The following is an 18,238-nucleotide window of genomic DNA, read 5'->3' on the forward strand; positions in this document are numbered from 1 at the left end:
AATTTCTACTAATTAATTGAGCGTTTGCGCTTGATAAATTTGGTTATAAATCTGATTGACCTGTTCTTCAAGATTACTCACCAAATCATTGCCTTCATCTGCCGTAATTAATTGAACACGTTTGGCAAAATCAACTTCCTTGGAAAAACCAAACATCTGCGTGTCAATAATTTCTTCGACAATTGGACATTGGCTCAAACAAAGCGCTTTGAATTGTTGTGTTAATAGCTTTTGAATCTTATCTGCATCTGCTTTTAATGTTAAATAACCGACCGTTTGTTGTTCAATCATGCTAAAACCCCTATTTTATCCGTTATTTTATGAAACACTCTAATCAGTATTATAGCATACTTCTTTTACCCGACTATACCAAAAAAGGTAGCCCCTAATGTTTAGGAACTACCTTTTAACTTTAAGTTAATGAATTAACCTTTTTTACGTTTCTTATCAGCTTTAGTCCGTGCATTCGTATCAAGAATCTTTTTACGTAGACGAACTGAAGTTGGTGTAACTTCACAATATTCATCATCGTTCAAGAATTCGATTGATTCTTCAAGAGACATTGCTTTTGGTGTCTTGATTGCTGCAGAATGATCTTTACCTGAAGCACGCGTATTAGTTAAGTTTTTACCCTTAGTAACGTTAACCGCGATATCAGCATCACGACTGTTTTGACCAATAATCATACCTTCGTAAACTTCAACGGCGGCACCAATAAATAATTGGCCACGGTCTTCAACGGATTGTAAACTATAAGTCGTTGAAGTCCCTGCATTGATTGAAACTAAGGCGCCATTACGACGGCCTGGTTCCCAGTTCTTAATAACGGGCAAGTATTCTTCGAAAGTATGGTTCATAATCCCGTAACCACCGGTCATGGTTAAGAATTCTGTTGAATAACCAATTAAACCACGTGAAGGGGCTAAGAAAGTCATCCGTGTTTGACCATTGGCATCACTTTCCATGTTTTTCATTTCGCCCTTACGTTGTGACATGGTATCAATCACTGAACCAGTATATTCGTCAGGTGTATCGATTTGGACCATTTCAAATGGTTCGCTCATGACACCATCAACATCACGATAGATAACTTCTGGACGTGATAATTGTAATTCGAAACCTTCACGACGCATTTCTTCAACTAAGATTGATAAATGTAATTCCCCACGACCAGAAACAACCCAAGCACCAGACTTGTCTGTATCTTCAACGCGAAGAGAAACATCGGTATGCAATTGATGACGTAAACGGTCTTCAATCTTACGAGCAGTAACAAAGTCACCTTCACGACCAACAAATGGTGAATCATTGGCAACAAACGTCATTTGTAACGTTGGTTCGTCAATCCGCAAAATAGGTAAAGCTTCTTGATGATCAACTGGTGTCACAGTTTCACCGACATAGATATCATCCATCCCGGAAACGGCGATTAAATCACCCGCTTGTGCTTCTTGGATTTCAACTCGGTCTAAACCGATGAAACCAAAGATTTTTGTGACACGGAAGTTCTTAGCAGAACCGTCAAGTTTCAAGACGGCAACTTGATCACCAATCTTGATTGATCCACGAGAAACACGGCCAATCCCGATACGACCAACATAGTCGTTATAATCTAACATGGCAACTTGGAATTGTAATGGTTCGTCACTATTATCAATAGGGGCTGGGATTGTCTTTAAGATTGTATCAAAGACAGGAACCATTGTATGTTCTTGTGAATCAATTTCTTCAGAATAACTTGAAGTCCCATTAATCGCACTTGCGTAGACAACTGGGAATTCCAATTGATCTTCATCAGCACCTAATTCGATGAATAATTCTAAGACTTCATCAACGACTTCAGCAGGACGTGAGCCAGGACGATCAATCTTATTGATAACAACGATTGGTGTTAAATGTTGATCTAACGCTTTTTTCAAAACGAAACGGGTTTGTGGCATTGTCCCTTCAAATGCATCAACGACTAATAATACGCCATCAACCATCTTCATGATACGTTCCACTTCGCCACCAAAATCGGCATGTCCAGGTGTATCTAAGATATTAATTTGTTTGCCATTATACTTAACAGCCGTATTCTTTGAAAGAATGGTGATACCACGTTCTTTTTCAATATCGTTGGTATCCATGGCGCGGTCAGAAATTTCTGAATGACCTTCTAATGTATCTGATTGTTTTAACATTTCGTTAACTAAAGTTGTTTTACCGTGGTCAACGTGGGCAATAATCGCAATATTGCGAATGTCTTCTCTTTTTTTCAAGTGATTACGCTTCCTCTCGCTAGTGACTTGACTAGTGTGTTTGTCTAATGTATACAAGCTAATATTTTACCATAAAAATTGCAGTTACGCTTTATATATTAACGAATTTTTGAAAATCCGCAAGTTTTTTTCATGAAAATCTAATTATTGCTACGATTATTTCTGTTGCATAATCGCTAAAATCTCATTCATAGCATGGGCTGGTGCGACGACCATCCCTTCTTTAGTGGTCATGGAAATTGGTTGACCATTAAATTTCAGAACTTGAAAACCTAAACTTTCGGCCAAAACACGACCGGCAGCGATGTCCCACGGTGCTAGTTTAGAGATATAAGCGCACAAATTACCCTTCAACAATTGACCAAAGACAATCCCGGCGCTCCCATAGATTCGGACCCCTGAACTGTGCATAAAGACCCGTTGCAAATTCAAATCATCAGCCACTAACATCTTCGTATTGACCGTGATTAACCCCTTCGTTAACGGTGGATTATCCGTCAACAACAACGGTACTTCGTCTCGGAAAACGCCTAGCTGAGGACCACCCCAATAAAGTTGATCGGCCATCACGTCGTAAATAATCCCTAATGTCGGTTGCCCGTGGTCGTAAACGCCAATCATGATCGCAAAATTCTCATTCTGCTTCACAAAATTCATCGTGCCGTCAATCGGATCAATGAAAAAGGCCAAGCCAGATTCCCAATCGTCGGGAACAGCATCGGTTCCTTCTTCGCCCACTAAAATCGCTTGCGGATAATCGCCTTTGATTTTGGCTGCTAAAAAAACTTGGTTAGCACGATCAACGTTGGTCACAAGGTCATTGGGACCAGACTTTGTGGTAATTTCTAAAGGCTGTTTAATCTGACTTCTTGTGTAGGCGGCTGCCTCAAGAACCCATTTTTGTAAAGATTGGCTTAACTGATACAGCGCCTCTTTTTCCATCCTATTCATCTACCTTTAATTAATTTGCCGTCATCTTGAGTTGCGTTCGATCGGTTTTTTGAGCCGCTTGCATGCATCGATAAATCGAATAACCACAAGCTTCAGTTAAAGCCTTATCCAACTGCTTTTCTTGCATCTTACTTGGCACAACGGTTTTAAACGCCCGGTAGGCCAATTTTAAATCAGTGACCTTGACCCCAAATTCGTAAGCCTGTTCCACTGAATTATAAAGATGCATGACCTGAACCACTTCATCTGGGGTCCAATCAGGTTCTAATGGGTAACTATAATTTGTTTGCATAAAAACTCCTGTTATTCAAAACCAGCTCTTCAGATAGTTTACATATTTTGTCGTTAACTGATTTACATTATACCTTATTTAGCAACTAAAAACGCGACCGATTTAACATAAAAAAATAATCGACACTTGTCGATTATCTTTTTAGCCCCTCAATTTAGATATTAATTGGCATCCCTAACGCTAGTTCAGCACCATCCATAATCGCTTCGCTGAGCGTTGGATGTGGATGAATCGTCAATGCTAAATCTTCAGCATTCATCCCGGATTCAACGGCTAACGTTAATTCGGAAATCAAATCACTGGCACCAGCACCTGCGACTTGTGCCCCAATTAAAGTATGATCTGCTTTAGTGGTGACTAACCGCACAAAGCCATCTGTATCAGCCAGTGATAACGCACGGCCATTCGCCGCAAATGGGAATTTAGCCGCTTTAGCGTCAATCCCCTTGACTTTGGCTTCAGCCAACGTTAAACCGGTTGTCGCGAGTTCCGGATCAGTGTAGCAAACGGCTGGCATTGCGTGATAATCAACGATTGACTTTTGACCCGCAATCGCTTCAGCCGCAATTTTAGCTTCGTAGCTGGCTTTATGGGCCAAGGCAGCGCCGGGAACGATATCCCCAATCGCATAAATACCAGACACATTAGTTTGGCCTTGTTGATCAACTTCGATCAAACCACGGTCAGTCAATTGGATACCCGCTTGCGCGATTCCCATGTCATCTGTATTAGGTCGGCGACCAACCGTCACCATCACATAATCAGCGACGAGCGTTTGTTCCTGGCCACTAACTTCATATTTGACGGTGACGTTTGTATCGGTTTCAACGGCTTCTTTAGCCATCGCACCAGTAATCACGTCAACACCCTTGGCCTTGAAGTTCTTCGTCACTAACTGCACCATATCTTTTTCAAAGTTCGGTAAAATGGTATCCGTTCCTTCAAGAATCGTGACGTGTGCGCCAAGATTGGCGTAAGCGCCTGCTAATTCAGAGCCAATGTAGCCCCCACCAATCACAACCAATTCCTTAGGCACTTCAGTTAAGTTTAATCCACCGGTCGAATCGATGACCCGTTGACTAAATTTAAAGCCCTTAATTTCAATTGGCCGACTGCCCGTGGCGATAATTAAATTTTTAAAACTGTAAGTTTGGGCACTATCCGGATGGATGACACGTAAGCTGTGCTCATCGACTAAAAAGGCCGAACCTTCCAACACATCAATGTGGTGTTTCTTAAATAACATCGAAACGCCACCCGTTAAGGTTTCAACGACCTGATGTTGTTTCCAATCTTGCGTTTTAGCGAAGTCCAGTTGCGCACCCGTCGTCGTGACGCCAAAAACATCAGAATGTTGAGCGGCTTGGAACCGATGGCCGGCAGAAATCAACGCTTTTGAAGGAATACAACCGACGTTCAAACAAACCCCGCCGATGTTGCCACGTTCAATCACCGTTACTTTTTGACCTAATTGGGCTGCGCGAATGGCAGCAACATAGCCACCAGGACCAGAACCAATCACGACTGTTTCTAATTCAATTGCAAAGTCACCTACTACCATAATCTCGTCATCCTTCCATCAATAATAGCTCTGGATCAGCTAATAGTTCTTTTAATTCGTTCATTGCCCGTTGTGCAGTCCCACCATCGATTAAACGATGATCAAACGATAATGATAATTTCATCACTTTGCCAACGGCGAGTTCGCCGTCCGCGTTGACGACTGGTTCCGTCGCAATTTTACCAACCCCTAAAATCGCAACTTCAGGATGGTTAATGACTGGTGTAAACCAACCGCCACCGATTGAACCGATATTACTGATGGTCATTGAACCACCATTCATTTCTGCTGGTTTCAATTGATTATCAAGCGCTTTTTGGGTGTTTTCAGTAATTTCTTTAGCGATTGCAAAGATACTCTTCGCATCCGCATTTTTGATGTTCGGTACGTATAAACCGTGATCCGTATCGGTCGCAATGCCGACGTTTAAATAATGTTTGTAAACAATTTCGTTCGTCGTGTCATCAATTGACGCATTGAGCATTGGGAAATCGCGTAGAACGGTCACTAACGCTTTGACGATGTATGGCAAGAACGTTAATTTGATGTCTTTCTTAGCAGCGACTTCCTTAAATTTCTTACGATGGGTCATTAACGCTGACACTTCAACGTCATCAAACAACGTCACGTGTGGTGCCGTGTGTTTGCTAGTCGTCATCGCTTTCGCAATTGCTTTACGAGTTGGCGACATCTTTTCACGGGTTTCCATCTCTGGCGTATCGGATACAAATGGTTTAACTGGCGTTGCAACAGCCGTTTGCGTTGTTTGTGTTTGCGCAGTAGCAGCAGCTGGTACGGCATCATTGGCACCGGTCGCTACCACTTGTCCACCTTGCATGAATTGTTCAACATCAGCCTTGGTAATCCGACCGTGTTTGCCAGTCGCCGTGACTTGACTAATATCAACGTCATTTTGACGCGCAAATTGACGAACTGATGGCATTGCTAGAATTTCCCGATTAGGGTCACTGATGGCAACGACCGTTGGATTCGTCGACGCAGGTTGTTCAGTGGCCGGCGCAACAACTGCTGCCGGTTCAACCGAAGCCGTCGTTGTCGTAGTGGTATTATGACCAGGTGCATCAATTTCAACTAAGACTTGGCCGACTGTCGCGACTTCGCCTTCACCCACCAAAATTTTAACGACTTTCCCACTAACGGGTGATGGGATTTCTTCGACCGATTTATCATTTTGAACTTCTAATAAAGTGTCGTCTTCGGCAATTGTATCGCCTTCAGCGACCGCCCATTTCTGGATTTCGCCTTCAGCAATCCCTTCACCAATATCGGGTAACTTAAATTGATAAACCCCTTGGCCACCTTCAACGACCGCAGCAACTGCTTGTACAGGTTCAGTGGTATCAGCCGGTGTTTCAGCATCGGGTGAATCGATTTCAACTAAGACTTGACCAACCGTTGCAACTTCACCTTCAGCGACTAGAATCTTAACAATCTTCCCACTAACGGGTGATGGGATTTCTTCAACTGATTTATCATTTTGAACTTCTAACAACGTATCATCTTCAGCGATTACATCACCTTCAGCCACTGCCCATTTTTGGATTTCACCTTCAGCAATGCCTTCGCCAATATCGGGTAACTTAAATTGATATGCCATGCTTTTAATCGTCCCTTCTCTAATCAGCTTTTAAAAGTTGATAATTTCTTTGACTTTATTTTCAATATCCGTTGCATTTGGTAGCCAAGTTGCTTCCGCTTGTCCAAATGGAAATGGTGTATCCGGCGCTGCTACACGACCAATCGGTGCTTCTAAGGATAAAATCGCACGTTCAGCAATTTCAGCGGCGACTTGCGCCCCAACCCCTGCTTGTTTTTGAGCTTCTTGAACAACAACAACGTGGCCCGTTTTCTTAACCGACGTAATAATCGTCGCCATATCTAAAGGCGCAATCGTTCTTAAATCAATAATTTCAGCATCAATTTGGGCTTTCGCTAAATTCTCAGCCGCTTTTTGAGCTTCGCGAACCATCGCACCATAAGTCACGATGGTCACGTCAGTTCCGGCTTTCGTAATTCCCGCTTTATCAAGGGGGACCGTATAACTTTCGTCTGGCACTTCACCCCGGAACGACCGGTACAACTTCATATGTTCCAAATATAGAACCGGATCGTTAGAACGAATCGCTGAAATCAACAGCCCTTTGGCATCATAGGGATTACTAGGTACAACCACCCGAATGCCGGGAATCTGCGTAATCATCCCTTCAAAATTATCTGAATGCATTTCTGGGGTATGCACACCGCCCCCAAAAGGTGCCCGAATCGTGATTGGCATATTGCGGGTGTTGCCCATCCGATAGCGCGTCCGTGACATTTGCCCGGCAATTGAATCCATGGTTTCAAAAATAAAACCAAAGAATTGAATTTCGGGGACTGGTCGAAAACCTTCTAAGGCCAAACCGATTGATAAACCACCAATGCCGGATTCAGCCAATGGTGTATCGAAAACGCGGTCCTCACCATGTTTGGCTTGTAAGCCTTCCGTTGCCCGGAAAACCCCGCCGTTTTTACCAACGTCTTCACCAAAAATTAAGACATTCTCATCTTGGCCTAATTCTAAATCTAACGCATTTGTAATTGCTTGAATCATCGTTTTTTGTGCCATCTTAATTGGACTCCTTTGCAGTGTATTCAGCGAGTTGTTCTTGAATATTTTGCGGTTGATCTTCAAAAGTAACTTTCAAAAAGTCCGTTACCTTTTGTTTAGGAGCAGCGTCTGCTTCATTAATCGCTTGTTTAATGTCTGCTTTAACTTGATCAATCAACGTATCTTCTTGCGCTTGTGACCAAAGGCCTTTATCCGTTAAAAATTGACGCATTCGCGTTAATGGATCCCGTTTCAACCAAATATCGTCAGTTTCCTTCGTCCGGTAACGGGTTGGATCATCCCCAGACAGTGTATGTGGTCCATAACGATAAGTTAAAGTTTCAATTAAAACCGGTCCATTGCCGGCAGTTGCGTAATCGCGTGCTTCTTTCATCACTTCATAAACGGCTAAAGCGTCCATCCCATCCACTTGAATGGCTGGAATACCGGCCGCAACCCCTTTTTGAGCTAACGTGACTGCTGCGGTTTGTTTTTCACGTGGGACCGAAATCGCAAAACCGTTATTTTGAACGACGAAAATGGCTGGGGCTTTAAAGGCACCCGCAAAGTTGAGTCCTTCATAGAAATCACCTTGTGAAGTACCACCATCACCGGTATAGACGTAAACGGCATTTTCAGAGTGCCGTTTTTTCATCCCAACGGCCACACCCATCGCTTGGATGTATTGCGCACCAATAATAATTTGAGGTGGCATCGCTTTTAATGATTCCGGATATTTATTACCATCAATGTGACCACGCGACCACAAGAAAGCTTGTGATAACGGTAGCCCGTGTTGCACTAATTGTGGGACATCGCGATAACCTGGGAATAAAAAATCATCCTTCGTCATCGCAAAATTACTGGCTAATTGGCTAGCTTCTTGACCGGCAGTTGGTGCATAAAAGCCCAACCGGCCTTGTCGATTTAAAGCCGTTGCTCGTTGATCTAATACCCGTGACCAAACCATCTGTTTCATTAAATCAACTAATTCTTCATCGCTCAGATCCGGCATTATTTCAGGATTAACAACTTTTCCTGTTTCATCAAGAATTTGAACCGTCTTAAATTCTTGGCTTTCTGAATTAAGCAGTTTGTCAAAATCAACTGCAGCGTGTTTGTTTGCCATCATTATCCATCCCTTCAATACTAACTGTTTTAATCATAACATACATCTGTATTATTCTACTGATTCAACACCTTTAATTTAGCATTTTATTGCACACAATGCAAGCGCTTAACAATGATTGAGCGAGAATACTAGCATCGTTAGCAATGATTGATATATGTGAATTCAATCACTAAAACGTAACTGTATTACCGCTGTATTATTATAAAATAACCATCTGTTGTATAATAATTGTTTTTAAAAGCCAAAAAAAGCATTCACAACGATCGTGAATGCTTTTTTTGTTGGGGTACTGCTATGCAAAAATCGGTTGGGGTATCTCAGCGTTGCCAGCGTGAATCAAAGACTGAACAACGGCCTTGTGTCCCGGTTCAACTTGTAAATGTTGCATCAAGTGGTGTAATTCAACCATCATTAAAGTTGAATGACCACCATTGACGCGTAAAAAGTGCCCGGTTTTAATCATTTGAACTAATTTAACCATTGAAACTAACATTACTGCAATCGTCATTACTGCTACCGCAGCGAATGCGACTGGGCTAACCATTAATAACCCACTAAAAGTCATCATAGCTGTGAAAGCCGTCATCAATGACCGCACCACTTTCACCTTAGCCACTTGGTTAACCGTTAAAAAACGTGGATCTACCACCACACCGTGTAAATCATTAACTGGTGTCGTTTCTGGTGCCACCACCGTCATGTTGGCGTTTAATTCAACGACCGCAACTGGTGCTTTTTCAACCGTTGCTAATACTAGAATATCGCCAATCACTAGTTGGCCGGCACTAACTTCTCTTAAGAAGCCGTCTCGCATCACCGTCACCAATTGTGTTTTTTCCGGTGCCACCGCTGTGCGTTTAGCCACTTCGGCGCCCGTCAAACCACTAGGACGTGTTAATAAGACCCGCATTAGCATTTCTAAGCTACTAATGCCTTGAATTGTCATGTTTGGTTTTAATTTTTTTAGCATCTCGTTCGACACTCCTTCCCTTTAGAGGAAGTCGTCGTAACACTGCTAGCCGGTTATTGCTGGCAGTAAAATGACAGACCACCTCGGATGATCGTTATCACTACTACTAGGACCTTCAGCTGTTTGCATCATTCTACTCACCAGACTTTCTAATTTGAATTAAGTTGATTGAATCCCGTGTACAAAAAAAGACGCACAACAATTGAGCGTCACCGAAAAAAGCTGGCGTTCCCAATCGTTCAGTTTTAGCACTATATGACGTAGAAACCTTGTTCAGCTACGTTAGAAAGAGCCTTAATTGGCAATTTCTGTTGACTCAATTGGCATCTCTCGATGTTTCTGAGTAGCAGCGTCTGTTCATATAGGAGCCTCACCTAACGGAAAAGCAATATCTCTTATACATTTAATTTTACTGGTTATTGTTAGCCCCGTCAAGCGATTTATTTCGCTTCTTCTTAAATTATGCTAGAATAGATAAGTGATGAATTAATCGGAGGTCTGAACTGTGATATTAATGAAAGATATTATCCGTGAGGGAAACCCCACACTTAGAGCAATTGCACAACCCGTTACATTCCCATTGTCTGCTGAAGAACAACAATTAGCAGCTGATATGATGGCATTCTTAGAGAATAGCCAAGATGCTGAATTAGCCGAGAAATACCATTTACGCGCCGGTGTCGGTTTAGCCGCCCCTCAAGTGGACGTTTCAAAACAAATGTCAGCCGTCTTAGTTCCCGGCCCAGATGACGAACCCATCTTTAAAGACGTGATTATTAATCCAAAGATTATTAGCCATTCTGTCCAAAATGCCGCACTTGCTGAAGGCGAAGGTTGCCTCTCAGTCGATCGCGATATTCCCGGCTACGTTCCTCGTCATGACCGGATTACCTTGCGTTATCAAGATGTCGACGGTACGAGCCACAAACTTCGTTTAAAGAACTATCCGGCAATCGTTTGCCAACACGAAATTGACCATTTAAATGGCATCTTGTTCTTTGATCACATCAACATGGAACATCCTTTCCAAGCAGATGATGATTTATTGATTATCGAATAGCATCGCATTCAAAAAGGCGGGCCCACCTATGTGGACTCGCCTTTTTTATACCATTATTTTTGACTATCGGCAAATTGACTATTATAGAGGTTCGCATAAACACCCTCGGCCGCTAGCAAACTCTCGTGAGTCCCTTGTTCAACAATCTGACCGTGATCCATCACCAAAATTAAATTAGCATCGCGAATCGTTGATAGTCGATGGGCAATCACGAAACTGGTTCGCCCTTGCATGACTTTTTCCATCGCTTTTTGCAATAAGCCTTCCAAACGCGTATCAACCGAACTAGTCGCTTCATCCAAAATCAGAATCTTAGGATCGGCAATCACCGCCCGGGCAATCGTCAATAGTTGTTTCTGGCCTAATGAAACGTTACTCGCTTCTTCGTCAATCGCCATTTGATAACCGTTAGGCAACGTATGGATAAAGTGATCAACATTCGCCGTTTTAGCGGCATCAACCACTTCATATTCGGTTGCCGCTAATTTACCAAACCGAATATTTTCGGTAATCGTCGTATGATACAACCACGCATCTTGCAAGACCATCCCAAACAATGAACGGACCTTTTGTTTAGCGATTTGTTGCGTGTTAACCCCATCAATTTCAATCGCGCCGCTGTCAACGTCGTAAAAACGCATCAATAGGTTAATCATGGTTGTCTTACCAGCACCCGTTGGCCCAACAATCGCAATTTTATCGCCAGGATTGGCCGTAAAACTTAAATGTTTAATCAAAGGTTTTTGAGCGTCATAACTAAAGGAAACATTCTTAAAGACCACCTGGCCTTGCGGGTTGGCAGGCAATTCCGCCGTCTCGTGCTCGGTCGTTTCAACCGGTTCATCTAAAATTTCAAATACCCGTTTCGTCGCCGCGGCAGCGGATTGCATCACGCCTGATAATTGGGTAATTTGTGAAATCGGTTGATTAATTTGCCAGATATATTGAATGAACGCCTGTAAATTACCAACCGTAATCACACCGTGCAAGACATAGTAACCACCTAAGGTCGCCATCCCTGCGTAAGTTAAGTTAGTGGTTAACCCAACAAGTGGCATCATTAAACCAGAAACAAAAGCGGCTTTAAATCCGAAATCCGTTAGCCGGTCAGTAATCGTTTCGAATTCGGTGTAGGCCCGGTCTTCTTGACCGTATAGTTTCAAAATACTGAATCCACCATAATTTTCTTGCACAAATCCGTTCAATTCCCCCAAGGTGTTTTGTTGACCTTGGAAATACGGTTGCGATTTTTGAATAATTTTTTGTGAAATCAATAACGACGCCGGAATCATAATCAACGATAGTAACGCCATCCAAATATTGATTGCGACCATCATGATCACCGCCATCACAATCCCCAGAATCGAGGTAATGACTTGAATCAGACTTTGTTGGAGCGCATTAGTGATTGCGTCCACATCATTAGTGACCCGCGATAAAATATTCCCTTGTTGTTGGGAATCAAAGTACCGGACCGGTAATTCATTGATTTGCAAATCAATATCACGCCGTAAATCACGCATGGCGCGTTGCACCGCTCGGGTCATCAAGAATGAGCCCAGAAACATTGAAACTTGATACAAAATCGCAAAACTGAGAATCATTGCGATCACTTTAGAAATATATTGGAAATTAATCGCAACGTGTTGTGCTAGATTACTGCCAATTTCGGTCACCGCTAGCCCCATAATGACAGGCCATAGTGCATTCGCAAAAACTGAAATCACGGTTGCGACAATTGCTGCCCAAAAAGTCAGTCGGTAAGGCCCAATGTAGCGCATGAGTCGTTTTAAGATTTTAAGATTTTTCATTGAGCTCCTCCTCTGATAATTGTGATGCCGCAATTGCCCGATAAATTTCGTTAGACGCCAATAATTCGCGATGCGTCCCTATGCCGACCACTCGACCTTCATTCAAGACTACAATTTTATCTGCATTCATAATCGTCCCGACCCGTTGTGCGACGATTAAGACGGTCGCTTGTTTTGTAATTGGTTTTAAAGCAGCTCTTAACGCCGCATCGGTTTTGTAATCCAACGCTGAAAAACTATCATCAAAGATATAAATATCAGGTCGGCGGACAATCGCCCGAGCAATCGCAAGTCGTTGCTTTTGACCACCCGATAAATTACTGCCACCCTCTGCTAAATAGGTTTGCAATCCTTCCGGTTTTTCAGAGACAAAGGTTTTCGATTGCGCAATTGTTAAGGCTTCCCACAACTGTTCATCAGTCGCCTCAGGATTGCCATAACGTAAATTATCCGCAATTGTTCCGGTGAAGAGCACCGCTTTTTGGGGAATGAAACCAATTTTTTGACGCAAAGCTTTCATCCGATAATCACGCACGTCATATCCATCCAACATCACTTGTCCGCGCGTCACATCAAAGAAACGCGGAATCAACTGAATTAAAGTCGATTTACCACTACCAGTACTGCCAATAAAGGCCACCGTTTCACCCGGATGTGCTTGGAACGACACATCCCGGATAACGGGACTTTCAGTAGGACCAGGATACGCAAAAGACACATTATCAAACACTAATTCACCATGGGTTTCAGTGGTTGTAATCCCATCTTCTGCATTGGTCATATCCGATTTTTTGGCGAGTAATTCTTCAATCCGTTCCGCCGAAACCGCCGCCCGTGGGTACATCATAAAGACGCTGGCAAATAACATAAACGAGAAAAGAACGTGAAAAATATATTCAATGAAGGCAATCAAAGTCCCGACAGCCAAATGACCGGCGTTAATTTGAACCGCACCTTGCCAAATAATCAGTACAAAAACAATGTTAAAGATGAACGAAAAGCCCGGTTGAGCGACCGCCATCAATGTGAATAATTTGATTGAGCTTTGACTGTAAGCTTCATTGACTTTTTTAAACCGACTCTGTTGAAATTTTTCACGGACAAAAGCCCGAATCACTCGAATCCCGGTTAAATTCTCACGCAGATTTAAATTAATGCCGTCTAAATTTTGCTGTTGTTTTTCAGACATCGGTTCAGATAGTCGGCCGATAATGAAAACGCCAATCAATAGAATCGGAATCGCTGCAAAGACAATCCAAGATAATGACCGACTCGTGCGAACAATCATAAACGCACTCGCGACAATCATCATCGGCGTCATGAAGCCGGTTCGCAAGACCATCGACATGAATTGCATCACTTGAAACGCATCATTAGTGGTTCTGGTAATCAATGACGAGACCCCAAATTCACCATATTCTTGATGCGAAAACTGCATCGTTTGTTTAAAAATATCGTTGCGCATATCCCGAATAAGGAGTGTCGTAATCCGACTACCGGTATACGCTAAGCCGATTAAACCGACTAGCCCGATTAAACAAATAACCACCATTAATAAACCAAATTGCCAAACTGGCCCAAAGGTATGTCGGTTGATGCCTTTATCAATGATTTGCCCCAAAAGCGTCGGCAACCCTAGTTCGATCAATACAAAACCAAACACACAAATAAAATTCCAAAATAGTAACTTCTTATAGCGAATGGTATACCGCCACATTAATTTCATCGATTCAAGACCTCTTTTATCTTTAGAATGTTTAACTTACACGCGGGCCATATCCTTTACATATTCAATCGTCTCACGATTAACAATAAAAGCCACGTCAAAATGATACTGTTGATCCAATAACCAAGCATCCGTAATCATCAACGCTGGATACCGTGGACTGACTGACGCAATTCGGCGTTCATAGGCGACTGCGTTCAGCGTTTCCTCAAGTTCCGTTGAGATCGCCTCTAATTGGTCAACTGGCGTCACGATTGGTACTTGGTACTCAAAGACCATCACATTGCCGCCCCAAACTTCCGTCGGTAAATTCGCCCTTAACGGAATCGGAGAAGCATAGAATTGAGGTCGCTTGGTACTGACTCGTTGGTAACCGATATTGACGAGTTCGTCCACCGTTGTTTGGCTACTTTTTTGTAGAATTCGCATGGCTCGCCGTCGTTTCAACCGTCGAATCCAGCTCACTAAGCCAATTAATAATATCACTGTTAATAATGCAATGACCCAAGGTATCATGCTAATCACCCATCCTCATTCAAGTATTCCTAATCAATAGTATAACTGAATTGTCGGTAACTCGCCATTGCAGCGCCTATCAGAAATGTATACTTTAACTTAAAGATATGCTAAAATATTCTTAAATGTTGAGTAATCAACCACTGGACGGTTAAACTTTCGTTTAAAAATTCAAACATCATAAAGGAGTTTTACAATTGATTTATAAAGTATTATACCAAGCAGACAAAACACAAAGCCCTCGTCGTGAGGCGACTAAATCACTCTATCTTGAAGCTAAGAGCGCCGTTGCAGCTCGTCAACTTGTCGAAGACAATACACCCTACAATATTGAATTTGTGCAAGAATTAAGCGGCGAACATTTAACTTTCGAACAAGAATCAGAAGATTTCAAACTAACGGAGTTTTAATGAATGAAACTCAATATTAAAAACAACGAAACTGCTATTTTTGCCGTAGGGGGTCTTGGCGAAATTGGTAAGAACATGTATGGTGTTCAATTCCAAGATGAAATTATCGTGATTGATGCCGGCATCAAGTTTCCTGAAGATGAATTATTAGGGATTGACTATGTCATTTCTGATTATCAATATCTCGAAAAAAATCAACAAAAGATTAAAGCTTTGGTCATCACCCATGGTCATGAAGATCATATTGGTGGTCTCCCTTATTTCTTAAAACAAGTGCCCAACATTCCAGTTTATGCGGGTCCTTTAGCACTCGCTTTAATTCGGGGCAAATTAGAAGAACATGGTCTCTTAAAGTCAACTGACCTACACGAAATTCGCGAAGATACCGTCCTTAAATTCCGTAAAACCAGTGTCGACTTTTTCCGGACTACCCATTCAATTCCAGATACACTAGGCGTCGCCGTGCATACCCCACAAGGTGTGATTGTCCAGACGGGTGATTTCAAGTTTGATTTAACACCAGTTGGTAATCAACCTTCCCCTAACTTACAAAAAATGGCGCGTTTAGGTGAAGAAGGCGTTCTTTGTTTAATGTCAGATAGTACCAACGCCGAAGTTCCTAATTTCAGTAAATCTGAACGGTTTGTCGGAAACTCAATCCGGCACATCGTTGAACGGATTGAAGGTCGGATTATCTTTGCCACCTTCGCTTCGAACATTTCTCGGGTTTCCCAAGCGGTTGATGCCGCACTCGCTAACGGCCGTAAAATTGCTGTTTTTGGTCGGAGTATGGAAGCAGCTGTCGTCAATGGGCGTGAACTAGGCTATTTGAACATCCCTGACGAAGCCTTAATCGATGCAAATCAATTAAATTCGATGCCCGCTGATAAGGTCATGATCATCTGTACCGGTTCTCAAGGTGAACCAATGGCGGCTTTAAGCCGGATCGCCAATGGGACTCACCGTCAGATTTCAATTCAACCTGGCGATACCGTGATTTTCTCAAGTAACCCAATCCCTGGTAATACGATGAGCGTCAACCACGTCATCAATAAATTATCAGAAGCCGGCGCCGAAGTCATTCATGGTAAAGTCAACAACATCCATACTTCAGGTCATGGTGGTCAAGAAGAACAAAAATTAATGCTCCGCTTAATGAAACCTAAGTATTTCATGCCTTGTCATGGTGAATACCGGATGCAAAAAATTCATACTGAATTAGCGCAACAATGTGGTGTTGAACCAGACAATTGTTTCATCCTTGAAAATGGTGATGTTTTAGCACTAACCGCTGATTCAGCACGTGTTGCTGGCCATTTCAGTGCTGAAGACGTGTATGTCGATGGTAATGGTGTCGGTGACATTGGCAACGTCGTTTTACGCGATCGTAAAATGCTTTCTGAAGAAGGCTTAGTCGTGGTGGTTGCTACAATTAATTTCGGTCAGAAAAACATTTTGGCTGGTCCTGATATCCTATCACGTGGTTTCGTTTATATGCGTGAATCGGGTGAATTAATCAGTGAAGCCCAACGACGTGTTTTCAGAATGATCGTCAACACGTTCAACGCCAATGATAAAGTGACTGAAAATCAAGTCCGTGAAGCCATTATCGACGGCTTACAAGATTTCTTATTCGAGAAAACTGAACGGCGTCCAATGATTCTACCGATGATTATTCAAAGTAACGAATAAATATTAAACAAGCTGCGCCTGAACTCGGTTATCAATTGAGTATCAAGGTGAAAATGCTGGTTATCCCGAACTAAGGATAACCGGCATTTTTGATTTAAACGGAAATTGATGAGTTCTGGCGCGCGTCAAAGGAGACCGTTCGTTTAATATCAGGATACTAAAACCTATGTCACAGCCCCTTTTTTTGAATTTTAAAAAATTTAAGTTGTCAATAGCTAACTTAAACCGCTATAATAAATATCAGATTGAATTTTCTGAAAGGAGAGGTGCATTTTGGCCACTCGACCTGATTTTTACATTATTTTAAATAAAATGGCTGGTGCCGGTCAAGCCGAACAAGTTTGGCCCAAGATCGAATCCGTCCTTAACCAAAAACAAATCCCCTTTACATTGCACATCTCCAATTACGCTGGTCACACTACTCAACTCGCATTTCAGTTTGCTAAGTTTAAACACACTGACCAGATTCTGATGGTTATCGGTGGCGACGGTTCGCTGAACCAAGCCATCAATGGTTTGAAAAAAGCCAATAATACAACCATCCCCATCGCTTATCTCCCCTGCGGTTCTGGTAACGACTTTGCGCGCGGAATTGGTCTCAGCCGTGATCCATTAACTGCTTTAAACCAGGTGTTAGGAACTACCGAAGCGCAATTAATTGATTTAGGGGAGTATCACGATGCGATTAAGGAAGAACATCGCTACTTTGCCAATAACGTCGGTATCGGATTTGATGCCGCGGTCGTTAGTATGACTAACCATTCGAACAGTAAAATAATGCTGAATAAATACCATCTCGGTTCCCTAGCTTACGTCAGTTCCTTGGTCAAAGCCTTCATCCACCAGGATGATTTTGAAACCACCATCACTATTGACGGCCAAACTGAAACATTCAAACACACTTTCTTGGCGACCACAACTAACCATCCCTATTTTGGTGGTGGCGTACCGATTATGCCGGCCGCGGTCGTCAATGATCAATTGCTCGATTTAGTCCTGATTGAAAAAATTAATTCACTTGCCTTTTGTTTCTTGTTTCTAATGATGTTATTTGGCAAGCACACGCGTTTTAAGGCCGTTCATCATTATCAAGCGAGTCAGATTAACATCCAAACTAAAACGCTTGAGTTTGGCCAAATGGACGGTGAAGAACTCGGGAGTCGGACTTTCAACGCCCAATTCAACGTCAGTCAGCAACTTTTTTGGCTCAGCGATTTAAGCCCTAAAAATAAAGTCTAATCAAAAACA

16 protein-coding genes and 1 riboswitch are annotated in these 18,238 nt (G+C 42.5%); of the genes, 4 read left to right on the forward strand and 12 right to left on the reverse strand.

All coding sequences use genetic code 11. The features are described 5' to 3' along the window. Positions 1 to 12 precede the first annotated feature (12 nt). The 9 genes from LFUMFP_RS06150 to LFUMFP_RS06190 all read right to left on the reverse strand — a co-directional run bounded on the left by LFUMFP_RS06150 (position 13) and on the right by LFUMFP_RS06190 (position 9,775). Entirely contained in the window at positions 13 to 291 is a 279-nt protein-coding gene (locus LFUMFP_RS06150) for a DUF1507 family protein (RefSeq protein ID WP_025082390.1), read from the reverse strand. Positions 292 to 425: 134 nt separating this feature from the next. Beyond that, complete coding sequence (gene typA / locus LFUMFP_RS06155; RefSeq protein ID WP_025082391.1) at positions 426 to 2,261, reverse strand: translational GTPase TypA; 1,836 nt, start codon at positions 2,259 to 2,261, stop codon at positions 426 to 428. Positions 2,262 to 2,417: 156 nt separating this feature from the next. Continuing rightward, positions 2,418 to 3,203 carry an inositol monophosphatase family protein gene (locus LFUMFP_RS06160; RefSeq protein WP_025082392.1) on the reverse strand — a complete coding sequence of 262 codons (786 nt, stop codon included), beginning with the start codon at positions 3,201 to 3,203 and terminating at the stop codon, positions 2,418 to 2,420. Positions 3,204 to 3,222: 19 nt separating this feature from the next. After that, the gene (locus LFUMFP_RS06165; RefSeq protein ID WP_025082393.1) at positions 3,223 to 3,504 is read right to left on the reverse strand and encodes a UPF0223 family protein; all 282 of its coding nucleotides are present in this window, start codon (positions 3,502 to 3,504) and stop codon (positions 3,223 to 3,225) included. A 154-nt stretch (positions 3,505 to 3,658) separates the two neighbouring features. Beyond that, positions 3,659 to 5,065 (reverse strand): dihydrolipoyl dehydrogenase, encoded by a 1,407-nt coding sequence (gene lpdA, locus LFUMFP_RS06170; RefSeq protein WP_025082394.1) that lies wholly within the window; start codon positions 5,063 to 5,065, stop codon positions 3,659 to 3,661. 7 nt (positions 5,066 to 5,072) lie between these two features. Beyond that, a complete protein-coding gene (locus LFUMFP_RS06175; RefSeq protein WP_025082395.1) occupies positions 5,073 to 6,683 on the reverse strand; it encodes a dihydrolipoyllysine-residue acetyltransferase in 1,611 nt (536 codons plus the stop codon). 30 nt (positions 6,684 to 6,713) lie between these two features. Then, positions 6,714 to 7,691, reverse strand: a complete 978-nt coding sequence (locus tag LFUMFP_RS06180) for an alpha-ketoacid dehydrogenase subunit beta (RefSeq protein ID WP_025082396.1) — start codon at positions 7,689 to 7,691, stop codon at positions 6,714 to 6,716. Between the two features lies 1 nt (position 7,692). Next, a complete protein-coding gene (gene pdhA / locus LFUMFP_RS06185) occupies positions 7,693 to 8,802 on the reverse strand; it encodes a pyruvate dehydrogenase (acetyl-transferring) E1 component subunit alpha (protein ID WP_025082397.1) in 1,110 nt (369 codons plus the stop codon). Positions 8,803 to 9,097: 295 nt separating this feature from the next. Next, positions 9,098 to 9,775, reverse strand: coding sequence for a hypothetical protein (locus LFUMFP_RS06190; RefSeq protein WP_025082398.1), 678 nt, complete (start codon positions 9,773 to 9,775; stop codon positions 9,098 to 9,100). 223 nt (positions 9,776 to 9,998) lie between these two features. After that, positions 9,999 to 10,164: riboswitch (M-box (ykoK) riboswitch) on the reverse strand. 116 nt (positions 10,165 to 10,280) lie between these two features. On the opposite strand from LFUMFP_RS06190, the gene def reads away from it, so the two are divergent. After that, positions 10,281 to 10,835, forward strand: coding sequence for a peptide deformylase (def, locus tag LFUMFP_RS06195; protein ID WP_025082399.1), 555 nt, complete (start codon positions 10,281 to 10,283; stop codon positions 10,833 to 10,835). 53 nt (positions 10,836 to 10,888) lie between these two features. On the opposite strand, the gene LFUMFP_RS06200 is transcribed toward def, so the two are convergent. The 3 genes from LFUMFP_RS06200 to LFUMFP_RS06210 are packed head-to-tail and all read right to left on the reverse strand — an operon-like array spanning position 10,889 to position 14,888. Continuing rightward, a complete protein-coding gene (locus tag LFUMFP_RS06200; RefSeq protein WP_025082400.1) occupies positions 10,889 to 12,646 on the reverse strand; it encodes an ABC transporter ATP-binding protein in 1,758 nt (585 codons plus the stop codon). After that, a complete protein-coding gene (locus LFUMFP_RS06205) occupies positions 12,633 to 14,372 on the reverse strand; it encodes an ABC transporter ATP-binding protein (RefSeq protein WP_025082401.1) in 1,740 nt (579 codons plus the stop codon). Before LFUMFP_RS06205 ends, LFUMFP_RS06200 begins: the two co-directional genes overlap by 14 nt. A gap of 36 nt (positions 14,373 to 14,408) precedes the next feature. After that, the gene (locus tag LFUMFP_RS06210) at positions 14,409 to 14,888 is read right to left on the reverse strand and encodes a hypothetical protein (RefSeq protein WP_025082402.1); all 480 of its coding nucleotides are present in this window, start codon (positions 14,886 to 14,888) and stop codon (positions 14,409 to 14,411) included. A gap of 197 nt (positions 14,889 to 15,085) precedes the next feature. Between LFUMFP_RS06210 and LFUMFP_RS06215 the strand changes: the two genes are divergently transcribed. The 3 genes from LFUMFP_RS06215 (at position 15,086) to LFUMFP_RS06225 (ending at position 18,229) form a co-directional block, all read left to right on the forward strand. Then, entirely contained in the window at positions 15,086 to 15,298 is a 213-nt protein-coding gene (locus LFUMFP_RS06215; RefSeq protein WP_025082403.1) for a DNA-directed RNA polymerase subunit epsilon, read from the forward strand. 3 nt (positions 15,299 to 15,301) lie between these two features. Then, positions 15,302 to 16,990, forward strand: coding sequence for a ribonuclease J1 (gene rnjA, locus LFUMFP_RS06220; protein ID WP_025082404.1), 1,689 nt, complete (start codon positions 15,302 to 15,304; stop codon positions 16,988 to 16,990). Positions 16,991 to 17,263: 273 nt separating this feature from the next. Further along, the gene (locus LFUMFP_RS06225) at positions 17,264 to 18,229 is read left to right on the forward strand and encodes a diacylglycerol/lipid kinase family protein (RefSeq protein ID WP_025082405.1); all 966 of its coding nucleotides are present in this window, start codon (positions 17,264 to 17,266) and stop codon (positions 18,227 to 18,229) included. Positions 18,230 to 18,238: the final 9 nt, after the last annotated feature.

It is taken from the genome of Latilactobacillus fuchuensis (assembly GCF_900258455.1).
In the GTDB taxonomy this organism is placed as follows: Bacteria; Bacillota; Bacilli; order Lactobacillales; family Lactobacillaceae; genus Latilactobacillus; species Latilactobacillus fuchuensis.

Bases quoted from the DNA above. Each gene is read 5' to 3' on its own strand.
- LFUMFP_RS06205 (WP_025082401.1), bottom strand. From the start codon at position 14,372: ATGAAATTAATGTGGCGGTATACCATTCGCTATAAGAAGTTACTATTT.
- LFUMFP_RS06160 (WP_025082392.1), bottom strand. From the start codon at position 3,203: ATGGAAAAAGAGGCGCTGTATCAGTTAAGCCAATCTTTACAAAAATGG.
- LFUMFP_RS06180 (WP_025082396.1), bottom strand. From the start codon at position 7,691: ATGGCACAAAAAACGATGATTCAAGCAATTACAAATGCGTTAGATTTA.
- LFUMFP_RS06150 (WP_025082390.1), bottom strand. From the start codon at position 291: ATGATTGAACAACAAACGGTCGGTTATTTAACATTAAAAGCAGATGCA.
- pdhA (WP_025082397.1), bottom strand. From the start codon at position 8,802: ATGGCAAACAAACACGCTGCAGTTGATTTTGACAAACTGCTTAATTCA.
- LFUMFP_RS06200 (WP_025082400.1), bottom strand. From the start codon at position 12,646: ATGAAAAATCTTAAAATCTTAAAACGACTCATGCGCTACATTGGGCCT.
- LFUMFP_RS06175 (WP_025082395.1), bottom strand. From the start codon at position 6,683: ATGGCATATCAATTTAAGTTACCCGATATTGGCGAAGGCATTGCTGAA.
- LFUMFP_RS06190 (WP_025082398.1), bottom strand. From the start codon at position 9,775: ATGCTAAAAAAATTAAAACCAAACATGACAATTCAAGGCATTAGTAGC.
- LFUMFP_RS06210 (WP_025082402.1), bottom strand. From the start codon at position 14,888: ATGATACCTTGGGTCATTGCATTATTAACAGTGATATTATTAATTGGC.
- LFUMFP_RS06165 (WP_025082393.1), bottom strand. From the start codon at position 3,504: ATGCAAACAAATTATAGTTACCCATTAGAACCTGATTGGACCCCAGAT.
- rnjA (WP_025082404.1), top strand. From the start codon at position 15,302: ATGAAACTCAATATTAAAAACAACGAAACTGCTATTTTTGCCGTAGGG.
- lpdA (WP_025082394.1), bottom strand. From the start codon at position 5,065: ATGGTAGTAGGTGACTTTGCAATTGAATTAGAAACAGTCGTGATTGGT.